The sequence below is a fragment of the Gluconobacter oxydans genome (genome assembly GCF_006539685.1).
Taxonomy (GTDB): Bacteria; Pseudomonadota; Alphaproteobacteria; order Acetobacterales; family Acetobacteraceae; genus Gluconobacter; species Gluconobacter oxydans.
The window spans coordinates 1-25,126 of the sequence record NZ_BJNM01000027.1 but is presented as its reverse complement, the minus strand read 5'-3'; the positions used below and the strand labels follow the sequence as shown (position 1 = coordinate 25,126).

The window sequence follows — 25,126 nt, the reverse complement described above, 5'->3', positions numbered from 1 at the left end:
GATCCTGAACCGGCTGGTTCACGCTCTCCATCCGAAACAGCGCGGAGGAAATGTTCAGGCGGCCATGGAAATATTCCGCCTTGAAACCGGTCTCGACCTGATTGCCTTCCTGCGGCTTCAGCCCACCCCCGCGATAGGTCTGCCGACCGACCGAAGGCGTAAAGATGCTGGAATAGCTGGCATACCAGGAAATGTTCGGTGTGATCTGATAGACCGTGCCCAGATACGGGGTGAGCTGGCCGCGAATGTCCGAAGTCGTCGTCCATTCGCTCTTCGGACCGGGCGAGACATACTGGAGCTTCTCGTAGAACCGCGACACACGGCCGCCGAGGATCAGCGAAAGATGCCGGATCACTTCAAGACGGAGCTGTCCGTAAAAACCCCACTGATAGGCGTAGTCGTCCGTACCGTAACCATCATCGTTCTGCTTGTAGTCGATGCAGTTCGCCGCCGGAGCCTTCACGACACCCGTGTTGTTGATGCTGACATTGTTATAAATGGCATCGCAGTTGACGTTCGCATACTGCGTCAGCTGCTCATAGGAATTGTAGTTGAAGCCGAACAGCGCATGATGCGTACGGTTCAGAAGGCGGAAACTGCCCTAGGCATACACATCCGCCGAGCGCGACGTGTTCTTGCCCCGCATGCCGACCACGCCGATATCCTGATACTGGAGCAGACCGGTTTTAGCGTCGATCGTCGTCCAGGGCTCGTTATACGAGCGTGTTGTAGTTCTGGTCATAGAACGTGGCGCGCGCGGTCGCCGTCCAGTCGCCCCAGAGCTTCTGGGTGATGGACGCAATCGTCTGCTGCGTCATGTAGTTGCTGTAACCCCAGTCCTGGCTCGGGTTGGCATCGCGTCCGCCATACCACAGCGTCTTTTCCGTCGTGACCGGCAGACCGTAATACGGCGCCGTGATGTCCTGCTGCTGGGCCGCATGGGAGACGAGGAATGTCGTGGTCGGCGTGACGTCCCATTCCAGCGCGCCATAGGCCTGCCATTTGCGCGAATGGGAGTATTTGTAGAAAAAATCATTATCCTGGAACAGATCAGCGGTCCGGAAGCGGAGCGTCTTCGACCGGTTCAGCGGAATGGTCATGTCCACATCGGCGCGATAATTGTTGAAGCTGCCGACCATGGCGGAACCATCGACCGCGAAATCCCGCCCCGGCTTCTTCGTAACTTCATTGACGACACCACCAGCGCCACCGCCGCCCTGCAACAGACCCGACGATCCGCGCAGAACTTCAACGCGGTCATACATGGACAGGTCAAAAGCCGCATTGTTCAGCGTGCCGGACGCATCGGGCGTGCCGTCCACGGATGTCGTGAGCTGATAGCCACGGGAATAGTAATTCGAATTGGCCGTCGAGCCTGGAAGAACGCGGATTCCGTTGATCTGGCGCATGGCGTCCGCCATCGTCAGCATGTTGGAATCTTCCATGCGCTGCTGCGTGATGACCGAAACGGACTGCGGCACGTCCTTGAGCGCCACGGGGCTCTTGCCCCAGGCTTCGACGGCGGGCGCCGTATAGGTGTGGTTGGTGCCCAGAACTTGGATGTTTTCCGCCTCTGTCCCGTCCACATCGGCAGAAGACTGCGCGACAGCCGTGGCAGAAGCGGAGGCTACGGGAGTAGCGACAGGCGCTTTCGCAGACTGCTGAGCCGGAGCAGCGGCATGATGCGGAGTACAGCGAACCGGGTGCAGCGTCCTGTGTGTGGCATGGCAGACGGACGGGTGGGTTTTCGTCCGCGCCTCGACCGTATCGGCCATGGCCGCAGGGCAGACGCCTGCCATCAGGCTGCCCCAGATCAGGGCATTGTGAGAAATGGCAGAAAGGCTGAGCCGACGACGAACTGAAGTGCCATGCTGTGTCATAGTGTCTGTCCTAGAGAGACATGCCGGCGCCATGCAACATCCTGCGTTCCAAAAGGGACGTCGCGTGGCATGGAGCCGGTAATGAAACGCTCCTGTTCCGAATCTGGCAGACCTGGCCGCACCATCTTTTCAGGAGGAGGCGTGTCGCGCCTCAGGAAACGACGTCAAATCCCGTGTCTTCGACAACGTCCCTGAAAGCGGCGGCCGAAACCTGGGCCGGATCATAGGACACCGTGACCTTTCCGCCATCGAGCACGATGTCGACGGCCTTTACACCGTTCACGGCCTCAAGGGCGCGCTGGAGCTTGCCGGAGCAGCCATTGCAGGACATTCCCTCAACCGTCATGTGCGCTGTTTCTGTCATGTCACGAAATCCTTCAGATAGAGAGCCACACCCCTGTAACGGCATACCAGCATATGGTGTGGGGGTAGGGTATATATAACTATTCACGATAAAACGATTCTAGCAATATCCCATGTTCCACTATTTTATTGCGTTTTGTATACCGTACTGGGGTATGCAATTTTCATATTGCCCCCGAAACAGATTCGACAAGTCATTTTTTCTGCGTCCCGAAAAATAATCTTTCCCCATCCCCCCTGCGGGTATAGGATCGCATCAGATTCGAACGATGGATCGCTCTGTTTCTTACCCTCCTGCGGGGACTTCTGATGGTCAGGACACATGCCCGGATCTGGATCGGCCTGCTGGCCTGCCTGCTGATGCAGGTCGGGCTGCTGCTTGGCACGTCCACCGCGCAGGCCCGGACTGAAGCGCCCCACCAGATGGCCATGACGATGCAGCACATGGCCCATCACCAGAAGCCCGACAGCACGGACTGCTGCAGCACGTCAGCCTTCCACGCGATCCCCCATCCCCAGCAGTCTTCCGAAGGCTGCTGCCATACGCATGCGGTCTCGACCGAACCCATGCTGACCGTGGCGTCCATCCAGCCTTCCGGTCCCGTCAGTCTCGTCGCACGGGCCTTTGCGTCCGGACGGCATGACCGTTTCAACGGCACCGACTGGATCCCCGCCTCTCCCCCACCGAAACTCCGCGCAATCTGACACACGCCTGACAGGCGTGGACCCGTCCTGCTGCCCTCAGGAGGCAGACAGGACCTGATCCTCTGTCATTTTCGCGGATTTCTCAGCATGACCTTTCCGTCCCGCAGCCGGGGCGGCCTGACACGACGACGTTTCGTAACGGGTCTTGGCGCAGGCAGCCTTCTGGCTTCCCTGCCCCGCACCTCGCACGCATTCTCGTCCAAGGCCTCTTCCGGCATCATACCCCCCATGCCGTCCGACCGGTGGGATCTGAAGATCGGCCATACGCGCATCTCGCTCGATGGCAAGACCATGCACGCGCCGACCGCCGGCGGCACGGTGCCGGGTCCGATACTGCGCTGGAAACAGGGCGATACCGTCAGCATCAACGTCACCAACACGCTGAACGAGCCCACCTCGATCCATTGGCATGGCATCCGCACGCCCTCGAACATGGACGGCGTGCCGGGCATGAGCTTCGGCGGGATCGCACCGGGCGAGACCTTTACCTATCGCTTCAAGCTCCATCAGAGCGGCACCTACTGGTATCACAGCCATTCCGGGATGCAGGAAGCCATGGGCCTGTATGGCGCACTCGTCATCGACCCGCGCCGGCCGGACCCAAACGCCTGTGACCGCGATTACGTGATCTTCCTGGGCGAGTGGACGGATGTCATGCCCGATGACATCGTCAGCAATCTCAAGATGCAGGACGATTATTACGTCTTCCGCCAGCGCACGGCCGCGTCCTTCCCGAAAGAAGCGCGCGAGGCCGGAAGTGCGGGTGCAGCCCTCGCGGACCGTCTGGCCTGGTCCAAAATGCGCATGGCCGCGACCGACATCGCGGATGTCTCGGGTGCGATCTACACCTATACGCTGAACGGCCATGCCCCGGACATGAACTGGAGCGGCCTTTTCAGGCCCGGCGAAAAAGTGCGCCTGCGCTTCATCAACGGCTCAACCATGACGTTCTTCGACGTCCGGATTCCGGGGCTCGAAATGCTGGTCGTGCAGGCCGACGGAAATGATATCGAGCCCGTTCCCGTGGACGAGTTCCGCATCGGCGTGGCGGAAACCTATGACGTGATCGTCCAGCCCAAAGACGAGCGCGCCTATGCCATTTTCGCCCAGAGCGAAGACCGCACCGGCTACGCAAGGGGCACTCTGGCCCCTCGCGAAGGCATGATCGCCCCCCTGCCCCCGATGGACCCGCGCCCCGTCCGCACCATGGTGGATATGGGCATGGGGAACATGAAGCCCGGCGAAAGCATGAAGGACATGGATATGTCCGGGGACATGTCCGGCATGAAGATGGATGGCGACATGGCCGGAATGGACATGCACGGCATGGACATGAAGGGCATGGATATGAGCCACATGGCCATGCCGAAGATGGAAGTGGACGATCCCGGGCCGCCACCCATCAATGTCGAAAACCAGATGCGCGCCATGATGCCGATCGACCGGACCGGCAGCCCCGGTGACGGACTGGAGAACAACGGCCGCCGCGTCCTGAACTACAAACAGCTCCGCGCCACGCGCCCCGGAGCGGATCTGCGACCGCCGACGCGGGAAATCATCCTGCACCTGACCGGTAACATGGAACGCTATATCTGGGGCATGAACGGCCGGAAGTTCTCGGAATCCGGCCCGATCCGCCTCAAACTCGGCGAACGCGTGCGCTTCACGCTCATCAACGACACCATGATGGAACATCCGATCCATCTGCACGGTCTGTGGAGCGAACTGGAAAACGGCCAGGGCGATTACCGCCCCTACAAGCACACCATCATTTCCCAGCCGGGTTCGAAGCTGAGCTATCTCGTGACGGCCGATACCCCCGGCATGTGGGCGTATCACTGCCACCTGATGTATCATATGGATCTGGGCATGTTCCGCACGGTGATCGTGGCATGAAACACGCCCTTTCTCTCACGGCCCTGTCCGTCCTCGTCCTGTCCAGCACGGCCCGTGCCGATCAGCCGGTCTATCATGCCGCCGACGCGCCGGAAGCGACCCCCGTCGTCTATATCGGCAACATCAAACCCTCGATGGATCAGGGCACCTGGCTGCACGGCATCTTCAACCAGCTTGAAGGCCGTTATGCGCCCGGCGGCACCGATTTCCGCTGGGACGGCGAAGCCTGGTTCGGCGGCGATTACAACAAGATCTGGCTGAAATCCGAAGGCACGCTCGAAAAGGGTCGCCTGAGCGATGGCGATCACGAACTGCTCTATACCCGCGCGATCTCGCCCTACTGGAACCTTCAGGGCGGCGTGCGCATGGACCTCGATGACGGACCGACCCGCACCTGGGGTGCGTTCGGCATCGAAGGTCTGGCGCTGTACGAATTCGAGTTCGGGGCCACGGCCTATGTCAGCGACCGCGGACGTTTCGCGGCCCGCATCGAGGGGTCTTACGACTTCCTGCTGACCAACCGCCTGATCCTTCAGCCCCAGGCCGAGTTCAACCTGTACACGAAATCCGACGCGGGACGTCAGGCTGGCGCCGGTCTGTCGGATGTCGATGCAGGTCTGCGCCTGCGATACGAACTCTGGCGGAAATTCGCGCCCTACGTGGCCGTGACCTACTCCGGATATCTCACCCAGGCCCGCCGGATCGCCCGTGACCAGCACGACGACACCGGCTCCGTCCGCTTCAGCCTCGGCGTCCGAAGCTGGTTCTGATCATCCCTGTTCAATCACAACGAAAGCCCATCATCATGCGCAAGACTTTCCTCGCACTGACCGTCCTTCTCGCCACCGGCATGGCGCATGCCGCCGACCCGTCGATGCCCGGCATGGATATGAGCCACATGGACATGAGCGGCGGCACGATGTCCATGCCGTCATCCAGCACCCAGAATCCGCTGGCCGGGCTGAGCATGGATCAGCAGATGGTCCTGTGCTCGCATCTGCAGACGCTCAGCCGGCAGCGGAGCACCCTGACGCCGAAAATGAAGCAGCAGCTCGCCGCCTGTCAGAAAATGGACATGGGCATGTCGAACCAGCCCGCTCCCGGCGAAACGCTGGACCGCTGAGCGCGCAGGGTTCTCAGCGCATCATCCGGCGGACGACCTGGAGAAGCTCGTCAATCGCGTCTTCTCCACCGTCTTCCTGCACCGCGCGGCGCACACAGCCATTGGCGTGAGACGACAGGATCTGGATGGACACCCCATCCAGCGCCGACTTGATCGCGGAGATCTGGGTCAGGATATCGACGCAGTAGCGGTCATTCTCGATCATGTTGAGAACACCGCCAACCTGCCCCTCGATCCGGCGGACCCGGTTCGTCAGGGCCTTCTTGCGGGGCTGTTCGACACGCCGGCTGTCATCGTCCAGCGGCGCACAGCTCTCGCAGACATCCACTGCATGTTCTTTATGGGATAGTGCCATTCCAGGATCCGCCCTCTGCCAGACATTCCGAACGTAACATCATGGGTTCATGCCCGCCCAATCCGGCGCCCACAGGCCGGTGTATGCCCCCCTGCGTCCGGAATTTCCAGTCCAACGATACCCTCTCGTGTTTCGGGATCGGAAAAAACCGAGTCTCCCGGCAGGAAAAACATACCCCCCTCTTCCCCGGACAGTCAGGTCTTTCCTGTTGTTCCGGCGGCTTCTGCCGCGCCCTGCCCACCTGGCGGCGGGTTTCATAAAATTTATTATAAAACCGGCGATTTCGTTCAGTCTGCAGCACTCTTGATGCAAATCATTCTCACTCCTCTTCCCGGAAGGGCAGGATGCGCCTATCTAGGGTAAAGGTCCGGGCCGCTGAGCCCGCGCCATATTACCGGGGTACCGAACTGATGCTGTATCTGGATACACTGCCCAAGGGCGCTCATGCCGTGATCGAGAAGATCGAGCAGCGCGCGCCTCTGGACCCGATCGCCACACGACTGGAAGAGCTGGGCTTCGTCCCCGGTGAGGCTGTTCAGGTGGTCGCGACCGGTCCGATGGGCAGGGATCCGATCGCCGTGCGGCTGGGAACGTCGCGCTTTGCCTTGCGCCGGGGCGAAGCCGCCCGCGTGGGTCTGCGGACTGCCGCCTGATCTCCATGAGTTCGACAACCTCGACGCAGACGCCCGCCCCCAGCCTGCATATCGCCCTTGTCGGAAATCCGAACTGCGGCAAGACGTCCCTGTTCAACCAGCTGACGGGAAGCCGGCAGAAGGTTGCCAACTATGCGGGCGTGACGGTCGAGCGCAAGGAAGGGTTCTTCACAACCCCAAACGGCCGGGCGATCCGCGTGCTGGATCTGCCGGGCGCCTACAGCCTTGATTCAACCAGCCCCGACGAGGACGTCACGCGCGATGTCTGTCTGGGCCGCCACCGCTCCGAACCACAGCCCGAAATGCTGGTGGCCGTCATTTCGGCGACCAATCTGCGTCTGCATCTGCGCTTTCTGCTGGAACTGAAGCAACTCGGCCTGCCCGTCATCGTCGCGCTGAACATGATGGACGAAGCCCGACGCAACGGGCTTCAGATCGACGTCGCCGGATTGCAGGCCGATCTGGGTATGCCCATCGTCCCCGTCGTCAGTCTCAACCGCGCGGGCGTCGTACCGCTTCTTCAGGCCCTCGATCTGCCCCTTCCCGCTCCACCGGACCCGCTCCCGGCAGGGATCGATCCCCACATGGAAGTGCGCCGACTTCTGGCGACCTATGTCGTTGATCCTTCCGCGGGAACGGACCGCCTGACCGACCGGCTGGACCGGCTGTTCCTGCATCCGCTCTGGGGACCGGTCATTCTTCTGGTCGTGCTGTTCGTCATGTTCCAGACAGTCTTCGCCTGGGCACAGCCGCTCATGGACGGGTTGGACAGCGGGATCTCGACCTTCGGGCAGATCGTCCTCAAGCCCCTGCCGGACGGCATTCTGCATAGCCTTCTGGCCGATGGTGTGATCGCGGGTGCAGGCACAGTCATCGTGTTCCTGCCGCAGATCCTCATCCTGTTCCTGTGGATCCTCGCCCTTGAGGAATCCGGCTATCTGCCCCGCGCCGCGTTCCTGCTGGACAGGTTGATGGCGCTGGCGGGGCTGAGCGGCCGATCCTTCATTCCGCTGCTGTCGAGCTTTGCCTGCGCCATTCCGGGCATCATGGCGGCCCGGACCATCCAGAACCCGCGCGACCGTCTGGTCACGATCCTGATCGCACCGCTCATGACGTGCTCGGCGCGCCTGCCGGTCTATACGCTGCTGATCGGCGCGTTCGTGCCGCACCGGACTATTCTGGGAATTTTCGGGCTTCAGGGGCTGGTGCTGTTCGGGCTCTATGCCGTAGCCATTGTCAGCGGTGTGATCGCCGCCCGTGTCATGACGCGGGGCGTGAAGTCCGAAGAACATCCGCTGCTGCTCGAACTGCCGCCCTATCGCCGCCCGAACCTCAAGAGCCTGGCACTCGGCCTGTGGCAGCGCGCCGTGATGTTCCTCTCCCGCGTGGGCACCATCATCGTCTCGCTGAACGTGCTGCTCTGGGCACTGTCGAGCTTCCCGTTGCCGCCTGCGGGCGCTCCGGGTGCGGCCATCGATTACAGTCTGGCCGGGCGGATCGGCCATCTGATGCAGTGGGTGTTCGCGCCCATAGGCTTCAACTGGCAGATCTGCGTCTCGCTGATCCCGGGCCTTGCGGCGCGTGAGGTGGCCGTCAGTTCGCTGGCGACCGTCTATGCCATCGGGGCTACGGATGACGGCGCGGCTGACAAGCTCCTGCCGCTGCTCTCGACGCAGTGGAGCATGGCCACCGCGTTTTCGCTGCTGGCCTGGTATGTCTATGCGCCGCAATGCATTTCCACGCTGGCTGTCATGCGGCGGGAAACCGGATCCATCAAAACCGTTCTATGGGCTGCGGCGTATCTGTTCGGACTGGCCTATCTGGCGGCGTTCCTGACCTATCACATCACCCGCGCCATTACGGGAGTTCCCTGATGATCGAAGTTGCTGTTGCCCTGCTGATCGTCTGCGCCGCCGCGATTTACTGGTATGCGCGCCTCTTCCCCCAGGGCTGGGGCCGCCTGCGCACGGCCGTGGGCTTCGCTCCTGCGCCGCAACCCACAATCGGAAAGGGCTGCGGCGGGTGCACGGGCTGTGATCGCTCCGGCAAGGGCGGCTGCCACTAGAGGGCAGCCGTCTCCAGGCCTCAGGCCTCCTGAAGGCCCGGATTGCCGCGTTCGACGGCAAAGCTGGCATAGGTGGACAGCGCACCGTTCCGCACCATGACCCGGTCGATGATCTTCAGATCGGCGTGCCACACTTCCGGCCCGACATCACACAGAACATAACCGCGCCTGTCGGTCGTGGCCTTCAGATGCGGATTCAGACTGCGGGCGATCCGGCTGAAATGATCGTCATCCCCCAGCCCGTCCGCGCCCGATGAAATGGACGTCGCCAGAAATTCGACCGAGACCGGCTTGCCCCGACCCGGTTCGAGCAGCAGATCCCCGGCGAAATGCCGGTGCGCGTCTCCGGTCACGTTGACCACATTGCCGGGGCAATGCGTATCGATGAAGTCCAGCAGGCGCTTGCGGCTGTAGAGATAGCCCGACCACTGATCCATGCTGTAGGTCAGCTCGGAATGGGCGGATTTGTGATGCGCCAGGTCCATGACCATGACCTGATGCGCCAGCAGGTTCCATTTCGCATCCGACCGGCCCAGACCATCGAACAGCCACTGCTCCTGCTGCGCGCCCATCATGGTGCGCTCGGGCGACCAGACGTCCCTGCCCTGCGCGGCATTCGTGTCGCCGTAAGCCTGATCGCTGCGATACTGACGCGTATCCAGCACGAACATGTTCATCAGATCGCCGAAGCGTAAGCTGCGATAAAGCTGCATGTGACTGCCATCGGGAATGGACGTCGCCCGCAGCGGCATGTTCTCGTAATAGGCCTGTAGGCCCGAAGCCCGGCGCAGACGGAAAATCTCCGGCGGCGTGCCGTCCTGATCGGTATCCCCGGCCCAGTTGTTATCGATCTCGTGGTCGTCAAAGCTGACGATCCAGGACGTCGCCGCATGGGCGGCCTGAAGATCCGCGTCCATCTTGTACTGGGCATAACGGCGGCGATATTCGTCCAGCGAATAACATTCCGGCCCGACATGGCGGCGCAGAACATGGGCTTTCTGGCCGTCGATGTCGCGCAGATGATCCCCGCTGTCCGGGCCTTCGTAAATGTAATCGCCATAGTGGAACACGAAGTCGATCGGCTCGTTCGCGATGGCGCGCCAGGCGGTGTAGTAGCCATATTCGTAATGCTGACAGCCAGCCGCGGCAAAGCGGACCCTAGAAAGCGGCGCACCCGGCAGCGGCAGTGTACGGCCCCGGCCAGTGGGGCTTTCGTAGCCCGCGATATGGAAGCGGTACCAGTACGGACGGTCCGGCTTCAGCCCTGCCACCTCGACATGAACCGAATGGCCAAGCTCGGGATGGGCCAGCGTCTGTCCGCTCTGCACGGGTTTCGAGAAACTCTCGTTCTCGCTGACCTCCCAGTCCACCAGAACCGGCTTGAGGACTTCCATGCCCCCTGCCTCTTCCAGCGGGTTCGGCGCCAGTCGCGTCCAGAGCACCAGCCCGTCGGACGCAGGATCGCCGGACGCCACGCCGAGCTGGAACGGAGACGTCTTGAAGCTCGGGTTCTTTTCCAGATCGCGCGGGACAGCGGCCCGCAGGGCGCGGACGCGCGTGGACAGGAGGAGACCCGCACCAAGGCCGGTCAGCAGGCTTCTACGTTTCATGAACACCATGCAGCACTTCTTTCCAACAGAGCCCGGTCCGCAGCGGAACCGGGCTCTCAGAGGTCTTGGGACACACGCCCTCCATTGTGTGGACACATGGCAGAGGGTTTTGCCCACACCCCGAAGCGGCATTTCATGAAACTGTCACGAATGAGAGCGTGCGAATTCCCTAAACGCTTGTCCGCCATCGCCCGGACAACGCCCCGGCGCGGCGGTGATTCGAAAACGTCTAGCAACGGGAACATGGATGCGCTGTCAGCAGGAATGGTTGCGTCTTTATCGCAGGGTGCGTTCCCGGACCCGCCGGGAGGATGCGGATGATCATCTTCAGAATGCGCTTGTAAATTATTTCGAGCGACCCGAAGGCAGCGTGCAGCATCAGGAAGCCTATATCACCCGCAGCGCCATCAATTCTTCGCTGAATGCGATCCGTCGCGAGCAGCAGGGATACGTGCAGGCGGCGGACGGGTTCGAGACGCTCCTCGAGACCCCGGACCCTGCGCCGTCCCAGGAAGATATCTATGAATCGGGTCAGAAACTGGCGCATTTCCGTGCGGGCTGCGAACAGCTTCCGGACAGGACCCGTCAGATCTTTCTGATGAACCGTGTTGAAAAAATGAAGTACAGCCATATTGCGAAATCACTGGCGATCAGTGAAAGCAGTGTTGAAAAACATATCGCAAAGGCGCTGGTCTTCCTTTCAACATGGATGGATCATTGAAATACCGATCTGATGGATGTCACCAAAACCCGTGCGGCAGAATGGATTGCGCGCCTGCATGCCGAGGACTGTACGGAACTCGATCATGACAGGTTCCGGGATTGGCTGGCGAGCGATCCCCGGAACGGTCCGGTCTTCGAACATCTGACCGAACTGTGGGAACTGGCAGGTGGCGTCACATCACCATCCGTTACGGCACCGCACCAGACAGTATATCCTCGTCGTAACTTCAGCCGGCGCCATGCGCTGGCCGGGCTGGTCGCGACGATTTTTCTGGCAGTGCCTCCCTGGGAAGGCGCGCATGCCAGCCGGATCGAGGAAACGGGAACCGGCAGCATCCGCGATATCCGCATCACGCCCCATACCCATTGCCGCCTCGATACCCAGACGCGCCTTGTGGTGGGACACAGCAGACAGCAGGCACGGCTGTGTCACGGGCAGGTCATGCTCTCAACGTCGGGGCCGGATGCGTTCCATCTGTCCGCCGATGGCATGACCGTGCAGCTTCACGGGCAGACGGCCGCCGATATCCGGATCAACAGTGGCGATACGGAAGTCACGGCCGTCCGGGGCAAGGTCTTTCTGAGTGCCGCGGCCCTGCGTGCAGCGGGGCGCTGGGTCATGCCAGGGCAGCGCCTGCGGATGTACCGCAATGGCGGGTGGAACATCGATTATCCCGATCTGGAAACGCTTTTGTCCTGGCAGGGTGGAGAACTGGTGTTCCGCAACCGGCCGCTGGCGGACGTGATCCAGGAAATCAACCGCTATGCCTCGCGCCAGATCGTTCTGTCCGCGCCGCGTCTGGCCTCGCAGCGGCTGAGCGGCGTTTATCATGTGCGGCAGGGCGATGCGTTTTTGCAGATGCTTCCCCGTCTGCTGCCACTGCGCATCCGGCCCGCCCATAACGCTTACGAAATCGTTGCTTTGTGACGTTTCGATGAAAACCGTCACACCACGCTGAGGGTTCCGGTTTTTCATCTGTCTTCCTGTCGAGACCGCATTCAGGCCCGACGACAGGAAACGAGCCCCATGACCCCGCCCACCCGTTACCCCCGCCGCACCGTTCTGCTTCTGTCGGCAGGCGCGACCATTCTGACGCAGACGCTCTCCAGCGCCTTCGCTGCCCCTGCATCCAGCGTGCATATCGCACCGCAGCCCATGGGGCAGGCCCTCGTGACACTGGGGCAGCAGACGGGTCGCAACATCATCTTCACGTCCGATGCGGTGGCCAATCTCCGTGCCCCGGCTGTGGATGGCACCCTGTCGCCGGATGAAGCCGTCAAGCGCCTCCTGCGCGGCAGCGGACTGAAGGCCGAGGCCATGCCGGATGGCGGCGTCATTATCCGCAAGGGCACGCCCCCCCGCCCAAAGCCGCAGCGCCTGCGTGAGACGCAGGCGCATGAGATCGAGCAGATCGTCGCAACCGGCCACCGCACCCGTTCGGTCATGAGTGTCAGCGGCGACGAAATGCAGACGCTGATGCCGGGTCAGAGCCCGATGCAGGCGCTGGACCTGCTGCCAGGCGTGACGTTCACCAACGTCGATCCCTGGGGCAATAACGAGCAGAACTCCAGCATTTACGTCCACGGCTTCAACCAGAACCAGCTCGGCTACACGATGGACGGCGTGCCGCTCGGCGCCGGGGCTTACGGCAACTATAACGGCCTGTCTCCGCAGCGCGCGGCCATCAGTGAGGATATCGGATCGACGTCCCTGTCGTCAGGCGCCGGTGCGCTGGGCACGGCCTCGACCAGCAATCTGGGCGGTACGATCGAGTTCACCACGCGTGATCCGAAGCAGAAGGCCGGCGCCACGATCAACCAGACCTTCGGAAGCTATTCCACATTCAGAACATTCGCGCGTGTCGATACGGGTAATTTCGGCAACGGCAATTCGGCCTATATGGCGTTCGCCCGTCAGGATGCGCGTCCGTGGAACCTCGGGAACGCCAACCGTCAGGGCGGTTACCAGGTGAACGGGAAATTCGTCCATAAGGGCGAAAACACCACCATCACCGCCTATTTCGACTGGCAGAACAACGCGGAGCCGAACACGCAGGGTCTGACGGCTCCGACGGATCTCTATGCCCGCGGCGCCTTCTACCCGGACCTGAACGCCGCCATGGCGGGCTACCCGGCTGAAAGCTCAACCAAAGCCGGCCCAGCAACGCCGAACAACAAGTATTATTTCTCCGCCGCACAGCGGACCGATTACCTGACCTATCTGAAGATTTCCCACCGGTTCAGCCCGAACCTGACCTGGGACAACCAGCTATACTTCCATTACGACGACGGCGCGGGCGTGGTGGCGACGTCCATCCGCACGAATGCGATCCTGACCATTCTGGGCACGTATCTCGACCCGACCGGCACGAAATACATCAAGAACGGACAGTTTACCTACAGTGTCGCAGGTATCGATCCGAAGGTCTGGAACGCAACGGGCGGCACGGGTTTCGCTGTCCGCACTACGGAATACAACGACTATCGCGGTGGCCTGACCAGCACGCTGCATTACCATCTCGGCCATCACAACATCGAACTGGGTGGCTGGTATGAGCGCAACAACAACATGCAGGCCCGGCGCTGGTATCCGCTGACCGCCACAAATACCCTGACGCCCTACGAGCGCCCCACCAACCCGCTCTTCACGCAGTGGCAGAACAATTTCTACACCAACACGTTCGTCACCCATCTGCAGGACAGCTGGAAGGTGACGCCGCGCCTGACACTGACGGCGGGTTTCAAGTCCGAACTGGTCTATACGAACGGCACGCTGCCGATTGCTGCCCTGCCGCAGTCCCTGGCCTCGTCGGTGAAAGGCGCGAAGACGATCGTCGATACCAGCACGCAGACCATCGCGGGCGGCACGATCCCGTCCTACAATCCGTTCCTGCCGGCCTTCGGCGCGCTGTGGAACTTCACGCAGCACGAACAGCTTTTTGCCAATATCCAGGAGAACATGGACTCCTTTGCGTCCACCGGATACGGCTCGACCTCTCCCTGGGCTGTCTCCAGTCAGGCGGATTTCGAGAAGTTCAAGCGCAGCGGAAAGCCTGAGTCTTCATGGACGTATGAAACCGGCATCCGCACCAGCCACCCGATCAATACGCGGATCCTGACCGGAATCAGCGGGCAGCTCGAATATTATCACGTCGATTTCTACAACCGTCTCGGCACCATCTCCCCGCCGGGTCAGGGCATTTCGGGCGTCGGCAATACGGTGGCGAACCTCGGCAGCGTCTCGACGAACGGCATGGACCTGTCCTTCACGCTGCGCTTTGGCCCGCATTTCTCGATCTACGATGCCGTATCCTATGTCAGCAGCATCTACGGCAACGACTTCATGGATGGCGCGACGCTGTATGCCACGCAGGGCAAGAAGGTTCCGGCCATTCCGGCCTGGTCCGACAAGTTCGCCGTCAACTACAATCAGGGCGGCTTTAATGCGCAGTTCAGCGGCAGCTATATGGGCGTCCGTCCGGGTACGATCACCAACAGCGTCATGGTGCCGCCGCGCGTGCTGCTCGCGTTCAGTTCCAGCTACACGTTTCACCAGATCCCGCACATGAACAGCCTCAAGCTCCAGTTCAACGCCAGCAACCTCACGAACTCCCGCTCCTGGTCCTCGATCTCCGCGGGCGATGGCAGCACCTATACCGGCTATCCGACGGCGCCGCGCATGTTCTTCGGAACGGTTTCCGCCGCCTTCTGAACCCGGCACTTTACCCGGATCAAGCCCAGAGCCTCTTCCCGCACAGCCTCCCGCTGTGGGGGAGAGGCTTTTTCATGCCGGCAAGAGTCCCGCCGTTCACCTCTGCTGAACACTTCAGATCACGCAGTCGTGAAGCCAGAAATTTTCCCGCTGTCCCCTGAACCCGAGGGCGGTCTGAAGAATGCGGGTTTGCCGGGGCCTGCGGACATCTCGCTCTTTTGAAGAAGCGTGCATTCTCCGTCCCATATCAGCGCAACAGGATGTCATCACGGAAGTGTGTCATTTGATTGCAGCAAACCGAGCGCCTATGTCTCCCTGTGTCGAAGTTGTGACGCGACACGCCACAAGAGAATGGGATGACTTCATGAAACTTCTGGCCGTTCACCCAAGTGCCCTGATGTACACGCGTGTGTTCCTGAGGCTTGAGCCACTTGGTCTTGAACTTGTGGCGGGTGCCGCGCGCAATGAAGGACATGACGTTCAGATCATCGATCTCCAGGTCGAGACGCATGAAGACTACTGGAAGCGTCTCGCTGACTTCAAACCGGATGCGATCTGTTTCTCAGGAAGCTATCTGGCGAACATTCCCGAGATCCTCGACCTGTGCAAGGAAACGAAACAGCGGATGCCCGGGAAGTTCATCTTCGTGGGCGGTCACTCGGTTTCCTTTATTGCACCTGACGTGCTCCAGCTTTCCGAAGGTGCCATCGATTGCATCCTGAAGGGTGAAGGCGATGCGACGGTCGGCCTGCTTCTGGAAGCCATCGAGAAGAAGACGGACCTGCTAAAGGTTCCCGGTGCCATCACAGTGGATGGCGAAGGTCCGCCGCCGATCTTCGTAAAAAGCCTCGATACCGTGCGCCCGGCGCGCGACCTGCTGCATCACCGCAACAAGTATTTTATCGGCACGCTGGACCCGGCGGCTTCCATTGAATTTGCCCGTGGCTGCCCTTGGGACTGCACGTTCTGCAGTGCCTGGACGTTCTATGGCCGCTCCTACCGGACCGTCAGCCCGCAGGTTATTGCCGATGAGCTTGAGGCGCTGAAGGAACCTGGCATCTTCATCGTCGATGACGTGGCCTTCGTTCATCAGGAACATGGCATGGCCATCGCGGACGAGATCAAGAAGCGCGGCATCAAGAAGGAATACTATCTTGAAACCCGCGCGGACGTGCTGCTGCGCAACAAGGAAGTCTTCAAGGTCTGGAGCGAGATCGGCCTGACCTACATCTTCATCGGGCTTGAAGCCGTGGATGAGGAAGGGCTCAAGCAGTTCCGCAAGCGCGTCTCGCTGGATGCCAATTTCGAGGCGCTGGAATATGCCCGCTCGCTCGGTCTGACGGTTGCGATCAACATCATCGCCGATCCATCCTGGACCCGCGAACGGTTCGAGGCCGTGCGTCAGTGGTGCCTTGAAATCCCGGACATTGTGAACATTTCCGTCACGACGCCCTATCCCGGTACCGAGATCTGGCACCGCGAGGCCCGGCGCCTGACCACACGCGATTATCGCCTGTTCGACATCCAGCACGCTGTTCTGCCGACCACCCTGCCCCTGCCCGAGTTCTACAAGGAACTGGTCAAGACGCAGCAGGTGCTGAACACCAAACACATGGGCTGGGAAGCACTGAAGGGCACGGTCGGCATTGCGACGCGTCTGCTGCTGCACGGACAGACGAACTTCGTGAAGATGCTGTGGAAGTTCAATTCGGTCTTCAATCCGAAGCTCCAGCTCTCCGATCATATGCGCAAACCGCGCTACGAAATGCCGGTTCAGCCGGACGTCGTGGACAAGATCGACCGCAAGGCGCTTTACGTCCACGGCCCGGGCGGCCGCCGGACGCGCGCGCTCGACGATGCGACCGAGGGCTTCGTGGACAAGACCCGCATGGGCGCGGAAGCTGCTGCCGCGGAGTAACGGTCAGGACGAAGGCGGGAGTGGGCTGAAACGCCAGACGTTTTCGGATGCCGGGCAGCGGCCTTTCAAGCCGCCTTCGACCGCCCGGCTTTCCAGAAGCGTGAAAGCATAAGCCTGACCGTAGCATTCACGCAGGAACGCCTCGTCGACGGAAAAAGGCGGTCCTTTCAGGCAGGACTGATCGTAATCCAGCGTCACGAGAAGTTCGGGCACCGGACCGGTCAGGGACAGGAGATGAGCGGCATAGGCCCGGCGCAGGTCTTCCGGCAGGGCGATAAGTGCGGCGCGGTCATAGATACCATCCATCAGGCCGAGCAGATCCGGCGTCAGATCGAAAATATTGCCTGCGAAAATACGGATGGTCCCGGCGGAAAAACACCGCAACGGTCCTACGTCCCTAATGTCGGGCGTGAGGTCGAGGTCGTTGAAGAACCGGTGCACGGCGATATCGCTCAGTTCACATCCGGTCACATGAAAGCCCTGCCCCGCGAGCCAGACCATGTCCTGGCTCATGCCGCACAGAGGCACGAAAATCCGCGCTCCCGCTGGAAGATCCAGAGCCGCGATATGACGGGTCAGGAGCGGATTGGCCTGCGGTTCATGAAAGCCCGTCTCGCCGCGCTCCCATTTTTCCTGCCAGAAAACGGCATTCGATTTTGCGTCCATAAGTCCGGCTTTCTTCCTGCTTTTCCCGGCTGAGACTGTGCCGGGTTCTGCTGGCGAGGCAATGGCATGTGTCGGGAAAATGTGAGAAAAGCCGCTCATGGTCATGCTCACCCCCTCCCAGCGGCAGGCGCTTGATGAAATCATTGCCGCACATGCCGCAGGACGGCCGACGCATCTTCTGACGGGATATGCGGGCAGCGGTAAGACGACGCTGATGCAGGCCGTCGCCCGACATTTCATGGCTGAAAAGAAGGTGGTGGTCATCACGGCGCCCACCCACAAGGCCACCGCCGTCCTGCGGTCAAAGGTCGATCGGGACGTTGACTGCCGGACCATCCAGAGCCTGCTGAGCCTTCAGCCGTCTTCGCAGGGCACGACGACCACCCTCGTGCGCTCCAAACGACCGCAGACGATTGCCGATGGCATTGTGATCGTCGATGAATGCTCGATGCTCTCCGCGGAGTTGATGAACTGGATCCGCGATCTGCTGCGCTACTGTTTCGTGCTGTTTGTGGGCGATCCGGCCCAGCTTCCGCCCGTGGGAGAGGCTGCGTCCCCGTCCTTTTCCGTGCCCTCGCGCTCCCATCTGGAAACCGTCGTGCGGCAGGCAGCGGGTAATCCGATCCTCGAAGCCGCGACCATCATCCGACAGAGCCAGGGCGGTGCAGCCGACTGGAGCTGGGTCCGCGATGCGCGTCAGGAGCAGACAGGGCTGTTTCTGCCCAAGGACGTGGAAAGCTGGGTCCGCAAGGCGTTCCTGTCCGATGCTTTTGCCGAAGACAACGACTGGTGCCGCTATCTGTGCTGGACAAATGCGCGGGTGCATCAGATCAACCGAATGGTCCGGCTGTGGCGCTATGGGGGTGAGACGCCGACGCCTTTCATGCCCGGCGAGCGTGTCGTGTCCCGTGCGCCGTTCTCCGTTCAGCAGGAAGAAGGTGGCCCGCGTCAGGCGATTGCCACGAACGAGGAAGTCCTCGTCATGGACATCAAACCCGGGCGACTTTCCTACAAGTTCGAGCCCTGCAAGGACGTGCCAGCCTGGGTCGCGGATCTTGCCTCATGGGAAGTGACGCTGCTGACGATGGCGGGCGAGGAAATCACCGGCCATATCGTGCAGAACCAGAAGGAGCTGGAGGCTGTAGACCGGCGTCTGGTGCAGGAAGCGAAGCAGCAGCCCCGGCGCTGGAGCCACCGTTTCGCGTTTCACAACGCCCTGCTCCAGCTTCAGGCGATCTATGCCATGACGGTCCATACCGCGCAGGGCAGCACGTTCAAGAACGTGTTCGTGGATCTTGGCGATATCGGCCGCCGCGCCCGGCAGAACCCGCTGGAGACGCAGCAGCTCTGCTATGTGGCGGTGACGCGGGCGACCGACATGGTGTTTCTCGTCAACACGACGGGTCTTTCCGCGCGATAGGCCGCGACGTCCACAGCGACGCCAGAATGGACCCCGAGACATTGTGCCAGATGGAGAAAACTGCTCCGGGCAGAGCCGCCAGCGGCGAGAAGTAAAGACGTCCCAGCGTGGCGGCGAGGCCCGAGTTCTGCATGCCGACTTCAATGGCGAGCGTGCGGCAGATGCTCTCATCAAAACCAAGCAGACGCCCGCCCCAATAGCCTCCCAGAAGCCCGATCCCGTTATGCAGGATGACGGCCAGCAGCATGACCGGACCCACCTCTTTCAGGGATGGCCCCACGCCGGCGACGATGGCTCCGATGATGAGCAGGATCGACACCATGGCCACCAGCGGAAGCGCGGGTTCCACGCGCTTTACCGCACGGTGGCATAGTGTGTTGAGCGTCACACCGGCCAGCACGGGAAGCGCCACCATCGTCAGGATACTACGAAACAATGCCCAGCTATCCACGGCAACACCGGCAGACACATAGAACCGCACCAGAAGCGGCGTTGCGACAATCCCGACGAGGGTGGAGAAGGCGCTGATGCTGACGGAAAGCGCAACGTCTCCGCGTGACAGATAGATCATGACATTCGAGGCCGTGCCGCTCGATACGCAGCCGACCAGCACCATGCCCGTGGCCAGCGCGGGCGGCATCGACAGCAGATGCGCAATCCCCCAGGCAGCGAGCGGCATGACGAGATAATGCAGCCCCACGCCTGCCAGAACCGGTGCTGGACGGCGCAGGATGCGGCCGAAATCGGCGGGCGTCAGGGAAACGCCCATCGTGAACATGACGAAGGCCAGAAGCGGCGTGATGACAGGGACCAGCGTCAGGAACGGTCCGGGCACCAGCAGGGCGAAGCCGGACACCAGAATGGCCCAGAAGGGAAACAGGCGTGTCATCATCGGGGCGGAACCGGGGGGAAAAGGTATTTTTCAGGAGACATTCGACTCATCTTGGTGAAGATGACAGAAATGCCCTTATGCCGGGCAACAGCCGGCCCGTCATCCCTTCCAATGGAGAGCGCAGAACAGAGGCAGCCCGAAAAATGCCATTAACGCGGAGGTAAGGTCAGCCTGTGTTTATTACGGTTCAGGGAGTCGACGAGCGTCTGCCTGCCTTTAACGGGAGTGGCCTGTACAGCCTGTTCAATAGCCTATGCGCCATCAATGACTCCTGATCCACCTACCCTGCTTGGATGCAGTGCGGTTATTTTCCTGCTTCTGGGTGTTCATTTCATCCTGTCTGAACTCTCCAGCAGAAGATGGTCGCGTATGGCTTGGTACGCCGCCCCGTTTCTTCTGGGATCGGCTTCCGGCCTGTTTTTCATTATTCCGACCATGCTTCCCGGATTGTGGGGACTGCGGCTGGGCGCCCTGTTCATGGTCATGGCCTATGGAGCCGCATGGCAGGCGCTGCGCGTCATGCTGGGCTGTCAGGCGCGCCTCGTGCTGCTGGTGTCTGGCTGCGGCCTGTCTTTCATACTGTCGGTTCTGGCCGGATCGACTGGCCTGTTCCATGTGATCAGTACGGCCTTTCGTCTGGCGATCATCGCGGCCTTTCACGCTCTGGCGGCCCGTGACCTCCAGCAGAAAGCCCCGATCAGGACCCCGGCAAGACGTAGCCTGCTGAGGCTGCTTCACTTTTATGCCGCCCTCCATCTCCTTCTGGTGCCCTTCGTCTTCTGGCTTCCGGCCCCCCTCGGCGCGGCACCGGCCACCATCTGGGCCGTGACGACCTACAATTTCCTGGTTGTCATCGAAGTGGCGCTGTTTGCGCTGGCGATGATTGCCATTCCCTGGGAACAGCTGGCGTTCCGGCAGCAGGAACTGATCCTGCAGGATCCCCTGTCAGGTGGCAGTAACCGCAGGGCCTTCCAGGCCTGGCTGGAAAATGATGGCAAGATCTGCGCGCACGAAGCCCTGCTCATGGTCGATATCGATCACTTCAAGTCCATCAATGACGCCCATGGCCATGCGGTCGGTGACCAGATCATCATTGCCATGGGCCGTGTCTGTACGGACATCCTCTATCCCCCGACGGTCCTGTTCCGCATTGGCGGCGATGAATTCGTGGTGGTGTTCCAGTGTGACAGCCTTGACGAAATGCTCGCGACCGCACACCGCCTCAGAAAGGCCTTCTCGACAGAAACCCGCCTGATCGGAGGCGGAGCCGTTACGGCAACGCTCAGTATCGGCGCAGCCCTGTGTCCCGGCCGGGGAATCCCGCGCACAGAGCTTCTGGCCCAGGCCGATAACGCGCTCTACATCGCCAAGCAGTCCGGCCGGAACCGCGTGGTTCACGCCCCATGGGACGAAACGCCTGCCCCGGTCCAGCATATCCCCCTGATCGACAGGACTGCTCATCAGGCCTGAAACCGGCCATGAAACTGGACGCCCGCGGCAGTGGTCCGGAGAAATGTGTCCAGAAATATGAATAATTATTACAATTGATTTTCCTGTCCTCGAAGGACACATATCAGCCCGTCCAATCTGTTGTACTGGAAGCGGGGTTTCATGGGGCCATTCTTCAACCGGGCGGCACAGGAAATACAGTCATCACTTACTGTATTTTTTCGTGATTTGTCCTGGTTATATGCCCCTCGTCTTTCCGCTCTCGGTTTTTCGATCCGCACGACAATTGCTGCACTGGTCGCTCTGGCCATCGCATTATGGATGGAACTGGGACAGCCCCAATGGGCTCCCATGACGGTCTGGATCGTGGCCCAGGGCACCCTGGGCGAAAGTCTTTCCAAGGCGCGCTGGCGCGTGGCAGGAACACTGGGCGGGATCGTCTCGGCGATCGCTCTGGCCTCGGCCTTTCCGCAGGCGCCCTGGCTGTTCTTTCCGGCTCTGGCAGTATGGATCGGGCTGTGCACGGCGCTGGGAACGCTGGTCCATAACTTCCGCAGCTACGCGTTCGTTCTGACGGCCTATACCTGTTCCATCGTCTCCCTGAGCGCACAGGCGCAGCCCGATCAGGTGTTCAGCATCGCGATGGCACGGGGCACCTACATTCTTCTGGGCGTGATCTGTGGCACGGTGGCGGACATGGCCTGCCGGAGCAATGTTCCCGGCAAGGCCCGCGCCGCCATCCGCAGCCAGCTTCAGCAGATCGTTCTCGAAGCCGCCAATGCCTCGCGCGATATCCTGCTCGAACATGGCACGCCCGAAAGCGATCTGCACAACATCTTCTCGCTGTCCCTCAGCCTGAGCGACCGGATCGAGTTCAGCGCCATCGAGATCGGCCGCACACGGGGGATCGTCGATTACGCCCGGGCCACGCTCGGCCTTGCCTCCCGCCTGATGTCACGGGCCCTTGGCATGCGCAGCCGTCTGGGCGCTGTGAGCAGACGATCGGCACGGACCCAGGACCTGCTGCAGGACGCGGCCGGGCTTCTGGATCGGCTGCGTGCGGATATTGATGACGAAAAGGCGCTTCAGGCCCTGCGCCAGGCGGTTCTTGCCCTGATCGAACGATGTCAGGAGGACGTCGAACAGACCGTAAGCCTGCCCCGCGCGGAGAGTGACAGCGGCACCGTTTTCAACGACCGCATTCTGATCCAGGGGCTGCAACTGACGCTGACGGAGCTTCAGCATCTTCTGAGCTGTCTGGCGGGCGATCCCGGCGAAGACCCAAGGGCAGAAAGCTACAGGCTCGCCCGCCCCCGCAACTGGTACGCCGCCATCCATAATGGCCTGCGCTCCTGCGCCGCTGTCCTGATGGCGGCCTATGTGTGGGAAGTGACGGCATGGCCGGACGGACCGCTGTTCATCACGTTCGTCTCGGTGGTCTGCGCGCGGTTTGCATCCTTCAGCAACACGGTTCTGGCGAGCAGCGCGTTCTTCTCGGGTGCGGTCTGGGCCGCGATCGCGGCGATCATTCCCGTCTTTCTGGTCATGCCAGCCACGGCGTCCTATGCGATGCTGTGCCTGACGATTTCGGTTCCGATGCTGATCGGGGGGCTCGCAACGCGCACGCCCGCCCTCGCCGCGCGGGCGGCATCCTTCAGCAACTTCTTTCCGTATCTGATCGGTCTGGACAACCACAGCCGCATCAACGAGGCCGAGTGGTTCAATACGGTGTTCGCGCTGCTGAGCGGCCTCGGCTTCGGCGTTCTCGTGTTCCGCTATGTCTTTCCGTTCCAGCTGACACGGTTTTACCGCAATTTCCGGCTGGACCTGCTGTCCGACCTGCGGCTGATCGGCAGGAACCGCCGGTCCATGACTGAAGCCGTCTGGGTCGGGCGGATCGTCCTCGGCATGGAGCAGCTGATCGCCCATACCAAAGCCACCAGTTCCGGCTCCAACGACCGATGGCTTCATGCTGTCTTTTCGATGATGACGGTCGGGCGCAACCTGCTCCAGATCCAGGCCTATCGCGGCCAGAACAGCCTGCCCGAGAATGCACGGGCCATCCTTTCGCGCCTGTGCCAGAGCTTTGCCAGCCCCTTTACCGGCCCCGAGGCACTGGAACTCCAGTCCCGGGATACTCTGGAAAGTTTTTCGACAATGGAGACCGTGGAGACCAACAGCAACCTCCGCCTGCTTCTCTCCAGCATCACGGGATGTCTCATCATCATTTCGAGCGAGTTGGGACGACGGAACGACATTCTGGAAGGAACCTGAAGCAGTCTCCCGAATTCGTGATGTCAGGGCGCAGAAATGAAAGTCATTATGTTCGTAATTCCCTGAAAAACCGCCTTCCCCGGAGCATTCCGCCGCTTCAGGGGCAATGATGGTCCTGAGCTGAATTTTTGGGTTTCCGTGATACGATCAAAGTGCCAAAAGCCCTCGCGTTCGGGACGCTCAGGTCGCCGTTCCAGTCAGGAAGTCCGTCGTGTTCAAAACGCTCTCCGGTCCGGTGATCGCAGGCCTCTGCGCCCTGTTCGCCTCGACCTTCATTGCGGTGACGACCGAGGTCGCGCCGGTTGGTCTGCTGATCGACATGGCCAAATCCTTCAACATTACGGAAGGTCACGCCGGGCTGGCCGTCAGCGCCTATGCGCTGCTCGTCGCATTCGGGGCCGTGCCCATCACGATCGCCACGAGCCGCATGGACCGCAAAATGCTCATGCTGCTGTGCCTGGCCGGATACGTCACCTCCAACCTGATTTCCGCCATGGCGCCGAACTTCGCCATCGTCTGCGCAGGACGCGCCCTTGGCGGCCTGTCCCATGCGCTGATGATGTCCATTGCGGCCGCCTATGCCGCCCATCTGGTGCCCGAACGCATGACGGGGCGCGCCATTTCCTTTGTCTTCGGCGGCACGTCGCTGGGGTCGGTTCTGGGCGTTCCGGGCGCGGCCGCGATCAGCCATTTCGCAAGCTGGCGGGTGGCACTTTACGTTATTGCCGGGCTTGCGGCCCTCCTGACGATCTTCATCGCGCTCTATCTGCCGCCCGTTCGCGGGGCGGACACCAAGGCGCTCAAGGTCCCGACCATCCGCTCCCCGCAGGCCGCGCGCATTTTCGGCGTCGTGATCGGCGTGAACGCCGTGTTCTTCTTCGCCCATAACCTGCTCTACACCTATGTCTCACCGCTTCTGCTGGCGCATGGCCTGCCGGAGCATCTGCTGAGTGTCGCGCTGCTCATTACGGGTGGCGTCAGTATTTTCGGTCTGTGGGGTGCGGGGCAGGTCGTGGACCGTTGGCCGGCAGCCGGACTGTTCGGCGGCGGCCTGGCCATGCTCACGGGCATGATCCTGGTTTACGGACACCTGATTTCCGCATGGCCGAGCGTCGGCGCCGTGGGGCTGTGGTGCATGGGTTATGCCGCCATCATTCCCTTCGTCATGTCGGGCGCGATCCGTGCGCGGGCGACCAGCGCGGATGTGGCGGGCGCGGCCATCAACAGCAGCAGCAATTTCGGCATTCTTCTGGGCTCCGCCATCGGTGGCCATCTTCTGAGCACGCTGGGCTTTGCGGTGCTGTGCCCGGCCTCCGTCGTGATCGCACTGGGCGGCATCCTGCTGGCAGCCTTCAATCCCGCGGCGTTTCCCCGCCGCCTCCAGCAGGACTGAAAGGCTCCGGCTGATACCCCTAGCTGTTT

Annotated in this window: 23 protein-coding genes; 15 read left to right on the top strand and 8 right to left on the bottom strand. The window is 61.4% G+C overall.

Features of this window, described 5'->3' with window-relative positions; all coding sequences use genetic code 11:
• The 4 genes from GOX01_RS13195 to GOX01_RS10380 all read right to left on the bottom strand — a co-directional run.
• A partial coding sequence (locus tag GOX01_RS13195) for a TonB-dependent receptor domain-containing protein (protein WP_255314067.1) occupies positions 1-532 on the bottom strand: 532 nt, incomplete at its 3' end.
• A gap of 69 nt (positions 533-601) precedes the next feature.
• A complete protein-coding gene (locus GOX01_RS13190) occupies positions 602-742 on the bottom strand; it encodes a hypothetical protein (protein WP_228119321.1) in 141 nt (46 codons plus the stop codon).
• The gene (locus tag GOX01_RS13185) at positions 714-1,880 is read right to left on the bottom strand and encodes a TonB-dependent siderophore receptor (RefSeq protein ID WP_228119320.1); all 1,167 of its coding nucleotides are present in this window, start codon (positions 1,878-1,880) and stop codon (positions 714-716) included. The genes GOX01_RS13190 and GOX01_RS13185 overlap by 29 nt, the downstream gene beginning before the upstream one ends.
• Positions 1,881-2,031: 151 nt before the next feature.
• Positions 2,032-2,244, bottom strand: a complete 213-nt coding sequence (locus tag GOX01_RS10380; protein WP_011252243.1) for a heavy-metal-associated domain-containing protein — start codon at positions 2,242-2,244, stop codon at positions 2,032-2,034.
• A 308-nt stretch (positions 2,245-2,552) separates the two neighbouring features.
• On the opposite strand from GOX01_RS10380, the gene GOX01_RS10375 reads away from it, so the two are divergent.
• The 4 genes from GOX01_RS10375 to GOX01_RS10360 all read left to right on the top strand — a co-directional run bounded on the left by GOX01_RS10375 (position 2,553) and on the right by GOX01_RS10360 (position 5,967).
• Entirely contained in the window at positions 2,553-2,948 is a 396-nt protein-coding gene (locus tag GOX01_RS10375) for a hypothetical protein (protein ID WP_011252244.1), read from the top strand.
• Between the two features lie 87 nt (positions 2,949-3,035).
• Complete coding sequence (locus GOX01_RS10370) at positions 3,036-4,844, top strand: copper resistance system multicopper oxidase (RefSeq protein ID WP_011252245.1); 1,809 nt, start codon at positions 3,036-3,038, stop codon at positions 4,842-4,844.
• Positions 4,841-5,614, top strand: a complete 774-nt coding sequence (locus tag GOX01_RS10365; RefSeq protein ID WP_011252246.1) for a copper resistance protein B — start codon at positions 4,841-4,843, stop codon at positions 5,612-5,614. Before GOX01_RS10370 ends, GOX01_RS10365 begins: the two co-directional genes overlap by 4 nt.
• 35 nt (positions 5,615-5,649) lie before the next feature.
• Entirely contained in the window at positions 5,650-5,967 is a 318-nt protein-coding gene (locus tag GOX01_RS10360) for a hypothetical protein (RefSeq protein WP_011252247.1), read from the top strand.
• Positions 5,968-5,980: 13 nt separating this feature from the next.
• Here GOX01_RS10360 and GOX01_RS10355 read toward each other — a convergent pair whose 3' ends face one another.
• Positions 5,981-6,322, bottom strand: coding sequence for a metal-sensitive transcriptional regulator (locus GOX01_RS10355; RefSeq protein ID WP_011252248.1), 342 nt, complete (start codon positions 6,320-6,322; stop codon positions 5,981-5,983).
• Between the two features lie 410 nt (positions 6,323-6,732).
• On the opposite strand from GOX01_RS10355, the gene GOX01_RS10350 reads away from it, so the two are divergent.
• From GOX01_RS10350 to GOX01_RS10340, 3 genes are read left to right on the top strand one after another with little or no spacing between them, the layout of a single operon-like run.
• Complete coding sequence (locus GOX01_RS10350) at positions 6,733-6,975, top strand: FeoA family protein (RefSeq protein WP_011252249.1); 243 nt, start codon at positions 6,733-6,735, stop codon at positions 6,973-6,975.
• Between the two features lie 5 nt (positions 6,976-6,980).
• A complete protein-coding gene (gene feoB, locus GOX01_RS10345; RefSeq protein ID WP_011252250.1) occupies positions 6,981-8,849 on the top strand; it encodes a ferrous iron transporter B in 1,869 nt (622 codons plus the stop codon).
• Positions 8,849-9,040 carry a hypothetical protein gene (locus tag GOX01_RS10340; protein ID WP_024716813.1) on the top strand — a complete coding sequence of 64 codons (192 nt, stop codon included), beginning with the start codon at positions 8,849-8,851 and terminating at the stop codon, positions 9,038-9,040. Before feoB ends, GOX01_RS10340 begins: the two co-directional genes overlap by 1 nt.
• A 20-nt stretch (positions 9,041-9,060) precedes the next feature.
• Here GOX01_RS10340 and GOX01_RS10335 read toward each other — a convergent pair whose 3' ends face one another.
• Positions 9,061-10,659 (bottom strand): alkaline phosphatase D family protein, encoded by a 1,599-nt coding sequence (locus GOX01_RS10335; RefSeq protein WP_024716812.1) that lies wholly within the window; start codon positions 10,657-10,659, stop codon positions 9,061-9,063.
• Between the two features lie 238 nt (positions 10,660-10,897).
• On the opposite strand from GOX01_RS10335, the gene GOX01_RS10330 reads away from it, so the two are divergent.
• The 4 genes from GOX01_RS10330 to hpnR all read left to right on the top strand — a co-directional run bounded on the left by GOX01_RS10330 (position 10,898) and on the right by hpnR (position 17,003).
• Positions 10,898-11,371 (top strand): RNA polymerase sigma factor, encoded by a 474-nt coding sequence (locus GOX01_RS10330; RefSeq protein WP_011252252.1) that lies wholly within the window; start codon positions 10,898-10,900, stop codon positions 11,369-11,371.
• Between the two features lie 12 nt (positions 11,372-11,383).
• Entirely contained in the window at positions 11,384-12,301 is a 918-nt protein-coding gene (locus GOX01_RS10325; protein ID WP_011252253.1) for a FecR family protein, read from the top strand.
• 99 nt (positions 12,302-12,400) lie between these two features.
• Positions 12,401-15,085 (top strand): TonB-dependent receptor plug domain-containing protein, encoded by a 2,685-nt coding sequence (locus tag GOX01_RS10320; RefSeq protein WP_062269150.1) that lies wholly within the window; start codon positions 12,401-12,403, stop codon positions 15,083-15,085.
• Between the two features lie 364 nt (positions 15,086-15,449).
• Positions 15,450-17,003, top strand: coding sequence for a hopanoid C-3 methylase HpnR (gene hpnR, locus GOX01_RS10315; protein WP_062269152.1), 1,554 nt, complete (start codon positions 15,450-15,452; stop codon positions 17,001-17,003).
• Between the two features lie 3 nt (positions 17,004-17,006).
• Here the strand turns inward: hpnR and tmpT are convergent, their stop codons facing one another.
• Positions 17,007-17,669, bottom strand: a complete 663-nt coding sequence (tmpT, locus tag GOX01_RS10310; RefSeq protein ID WP_011252256.1) for a thiopurine S-methyltransferase — start codon at positions 17,667-17,669, stop codon at positions 17,007-17,009.
• A 97-nt stretch (positions 17,670-17,766) separates the two neighbouring features.
• Between tmpT and GOX01_RS10305 the strand changes: the two genes are divergently transcribed.
• The gene (locus GOX01_RS10305) at positions 17,767-19,089 is read left to right on the top strand and encodes an ATP-dependent DNA helicase (protein ID WP_062269154.1); all 1,323 of its coding nucleotides are present in this window, start codon (positions 17,767-17,769) and stop codon (positions 19,087-19,089) included.
• On the opposite strand, the gene panS is transcribed toward GOX01_RS10305, so the two are convergent.
• Positions 19,061-19,981, bottom strand: a complete 921-nt coding sequence (gene panS / locus GOX01_RS10300) for a ketopantoate/pantoate/pantothenate transporter PanS (protein WP_011252258.1) — start codon at positions 19,979-19,981, stop codon at positions 19,061-19,063. The genes GOX01_RS10305 and panS overlap by 29 nt on opposite strands.
• Positions 19,982-20,350: 369 nt before the next feature.
• Between panS and GOX01_RS10295 the strand changes: the two genes are divergently transcribed.
• The 3 genes from GOX01_RS10295 (at position 20,351) to GOX01_RS10285 (ending at position 25,097) form a co-directional block, all read left to right on the top strand.
• Positions 20,351-21,451: a GGDEF domain-containing protein gene (locus tag GOX01_RS10295; RefSeq protein WP_049750722.1), complete on the top strand. Its 1,101-nt coding sequence runs from the start codon at positions 20,351-20,353 to the stop codon at positions 21,449-21,451.
• A 207-nt stretch (positions 21,452-21,658) separates the two neighbouring features.
• On the top strand, positions 21,659-23,704 hold the full coding sequence (locus tag GOX01_RS10290; protein WP_024716810.1) for an FUSC family protein: 2,046 nt from the start codon (positions 21,659-21,661) through the stop codon (positions 23,702-23,704).
• A 211-nt stretch (positions 23,705-23,915) separates the two neighbouring features.
• On the top strand, positions 23,916-25,097 hold the full coding sequence (locus GOX01_RS10285; RefSeq protein WP_011252261.1) for an MFS transporter: 1,182 nt from the start codon (positions 23,916-23,918) through the stop codon (positions 25,095-25,097).
• Positions 25,098-25,126: the final 29 nt, after the last annotated feature.